A 3,663-nucleotide genomic window follows, 5' to 3' on the forward strand; every position below is an offset into this window, starting at 1 on the left:
TCAGATGCGTCAGCCTTCTTTTTCAGCTTGTCGGTAAAGATCTTAGGGGTTGCTGTCATGTAGAGGCGTTTTTTGCCCCGAATGATGCTGTTATCATGAACCTTGATAAATTCAGATTCACGCTTGTCTGTTCCTAACACAGCTCCAGTGGTACGGTGTGCTTCATCACAGATGATCAGATCAAATTCGGGTAAATCATACTTTTTTTGCGCATCCGAAATCACTTGGATTGAATGGTAAGTCGAAAAGACCACAGTCATTACATCAAGAGAAGTTTTATTGGCTTTACGCGCAAGCTCTTTGGCATCGGTCGTAGCCGGTAAAACAAGGTCTGATGCATCGAGACCAGCTTCATCATCATTTTTATTCTTACGACGCTTACCTACTTGCGTATCCGAACATACGGCAAAGGAACGCAAGGATACTTCTGTATCTTCTGTCCATTCACGAATTGTTTGAGAGATAAGAGCGAGAGAGGGCACCAGAAACAATACACGCTTGCCTTTTCCTGCTATGGTTTCTGCTATCTTCAAACTGGTGAAAGTCTTGCCCGTTCCACATGCCATAATCAGCTTGCCACGGTCTGCTTCTTTTAAACCTTCACAAACCGCTTTGAGCGCTTCTTTCTGATGATCTAAAAGCTTTTTCTTTGATTTCTCTTTGAGAACAGCTTGTCCTTGTTCTTTATAAGCCCCCCAATCGATTTGACTGTTTTCTAAATCAAACAGATTAATCCGTTGAATACGAACCTCTTGTCCTTCACAAGTCAGTTCAACATTGTCACTCCAATCTGTTTCGGTGCTATCAACCAGTATGCGACGGGTGAAGATCTTTTTGCCCGAGGCAGCAATAAAACTATCAATATCTTCTTTTTTAATTATGTGAGAGGCGTCATAGCATTTACATTGAATAGCCGCATAACCCCCTTCATCACGGATTGTAGCCACCAGATCAATCCCAATATCCGTTCCATCTTCATCATGCTCTTGCGCCCATTCCAAATAAGTTTGAACCTTTTCGTATTCTTGCTTTTGAAGCGGCTCTTCACTCAAATAAACCATGACAAGGTTTTCAAACATGGTTCCTAATTCACGGGGTGATTTAGCTTTTTGACGATAATATTCCAACAGAGAGCGTAAAGTGACGTGTTCATTATCAGAGTGATGAGAGCGAAGCATAAAGGATAAACTCCATAACTATCTACGATACAGATTAATTCTCTTCAAAAGAATCGAAATGAAGCTTATTAAATCCATTTTGAGCAAATGGTGAAAAAAATGTAGAAAAATGCGAAAAAACGGATAAATTTTTTCAAAAGGGGTTTTTAAAGGCTACTTATCCACAGCCTATGACATGAAGTAAAATCAGCAAAATAGTGAATTTTGCTGTTCGTTTCACGTGTTCATCAAGACAAATGAACTATGTGCTTTTAAGATATCAGAATGTATGTTTTGATAGGCTTTTATTGCTTGCTTTGTAAGAAAGATAAAAAGCATATACCCCCTATGCCCCCAAAACCCCTACAAAACCTATACTATAAGTTGAATTTACAGGTTGTAATGTTGATATAGATTGTTTTTTGAAAAGTTGATAAAAATTAACATATTGAAATATAATGACTTTTATTTTGATTTTTAAAATATATAAAGAGGGGAATAAAAAGCACCTCCAAAACCTCCAAAACCTCCAAAACCAATAGATGGGAAATGTTTTGAAGGTTTCATTTTATGAATACATAAGTTATATGTTTTATTGGAATTTAAAATTCATTCATTGAAATGTTTTATGACTTTTCACTAAAGGATGCCATTCATAGCGTATGGTAGGTCGACCGCCTTGGGAGTTATTGTCTCCAGAGATTTCACGAATATAATTGCAACGGCATAAAAGCTCTAAAGCTTGCTTCACAGCTTCATTGTCTTTTAAACATTTCCAATCACGTTTATAAACATCCCGTGCAGTAAAAACATCAGGTAAACAATCACAGCGCTTGACAAGCAAGTTTGCACTTTCTGTTGCTAATGTATCATGCGCCGCATAAAGACGTTTGGCATGACTTAACAGATATTTTTCCCAATACAAGGCTCTCTCAAGAGCATTTCTATTGATTTCAAAACGACCCCCTTCGGTCAATTCAAAAATCAACGCAAGGGTTGGTATGGTTTTATCCATTTTCAAAAGATACGATTGTAAATTTGTAGAGAAATGACCACTATTTATTTTTTTCTGAAAATTTTCCCACCATACACGAAACATTTCTTGAGCTTCAGCAGAAAAGCGTATGGTTATCGGATGCTTTGGTGAGCCTAACGGTTTATCATAAAGAGAACGAAAGACCCCTTGATAACTTTCCCACACCTTTTGATTGGAAGGTCTATCCGTCCATAACCGCTTTTTTCGTTCGTCGGGCCATACAATCATTTGAAATCGTTGCATGAAACCATCATCATTTATTCCATGGCACATGGCTTGAATAATGGGAATAATGCGTGAGGGTTGAATGCCCCCAATAATGGAAATGGTTGCATTGGGAATATGAATGGTTCCACGTTCAATACGGTCATAGGTGTATGACGTATTGCCATTAAAAGCTGTTAGATAAAAGGCACGGTCTGTTTGGTATTCCTTTCTTTCCATATTAGCTAAAAACCCAGCCAATTCATCTCGTACCATCAAGAGACCACGGGGGTTTTCTTTTAAGAGTTCCCCAAGCTTTTCGACAGTCACATCGTTGACAATAAGACGTCGTTTATCAAGAGTGTTATCATCACTTTCTTTGTGTTCAATAGATTGTGAAAGAAGGGCAAGGGCTTGTTCCTCATCTTGATCTTTGAGTGCTTTATAGGCTTGTTTTTTCTTTTCTCGTTTATCTAATTCAATAAGAATATCTTTCTTTTCTTGCTGTTCTTTCTTCTTTAACCATTCTTGATGCCATTCCTCTTGAAAGGCATAGAGAGGAGTTAAAGCGGCTTGCATGGTAGGTGTTTTGAGTGTTGAAGGTTGCCCCACAAGAGCACCCCAGAGATTAGGAACAATTTTCCAATTATTATCATGTTTTTTGGGAGCAATCCGCACGCCATTGCCAATCACAGCAGCCAAGCCACATAAAGCAGAGATAGCAATAAAATCGATAGAAGATTGTTGAAGATCGGCAACCTCATAAATATAGTCCATTAATGGCATTGGCAACTGTAATAAGCTAAAAGGCTCGACGGGTAAGAGAGCCGTAGCAATCGATTTTAATTGCCCCCAACCATTTTGTTGCAAGGCTTGTTCATAAGAAATGGCTTTTAAACAAGTATTTTCGTTTAAAGAGACATTATCGTTATCATTGACGGGAGTATTTTCATTATTGTTTTGTAAATTACTATTTTTCATAGTTTCCCTCTTTTAAGAAAGTAATACGTTATTAAAATCAGTTCCTTTTGGAGCTTGCATCATAAAGACCTCAAAGCCTTGGCTATAAGCACGCGCAGCGAGGTTAAAACCTGCTTTACGACCCGCATCATCACCGTCCATTGCAATGGTGAGACGGGCTTTTGTAGGGGGTAAATTCACACGCATCATGCCACTGGTTGAAAGAGAAGCCCATAAATCAACGGGCTCTGATAACAACCCAGACAGCAGAGACAGCCCCGTTTCAATGCCTTCACAAATAACCAG

3 protein-coding genes are annotated in these 3,663 nt (G+C 38.6%); all 3 read right to left on the reverse strand.

What is annotated here, in order from left to right; translation table 11 throughout:
* On the reverse strand, nt 1-1,178 hold a 1,178-nt coding region (locus ACFIQC_RS09350; RefSeq protein WP_375707093.1), incomplete at its 3' end, for a DEAD/DEAH box helicase family protein.
* A gap of 592 nt (nt 1,179-1,770) precedes the next feature.
* Nucleotides 1,771-3,378 (reverse strand): YfjI family protein, encoded by a 1,608-nt coding sequence (locus ACFIQC_RS09355; RefSeq protein WP_375641021.1) that lies wholly within the window; start codon nt 3,376-3,378, stop codon nt 1,771-1,773.
* A gap of 12 nt (nt 3,379-3,390) precedes the next feature.
* Nucleotides 3,391-3,663 (reverse strand): toprim domain-containing protein (locus tag ACFIQC_RS09360; RefSeq protein ID WP_375707094.1); only part of this gene is annotated, 273 nt, incomplete at its 5' end.

Source organism: Bartonella sp. AA126HLJHH, assembly GCF_042197425.1.
In the GTDB taxonomy this organism is placed as follows: Bacteria; Pseudomonadota; Alphaproteobacteria; order Rhizobiales; family Rhizobiaceae; genus Bartonella.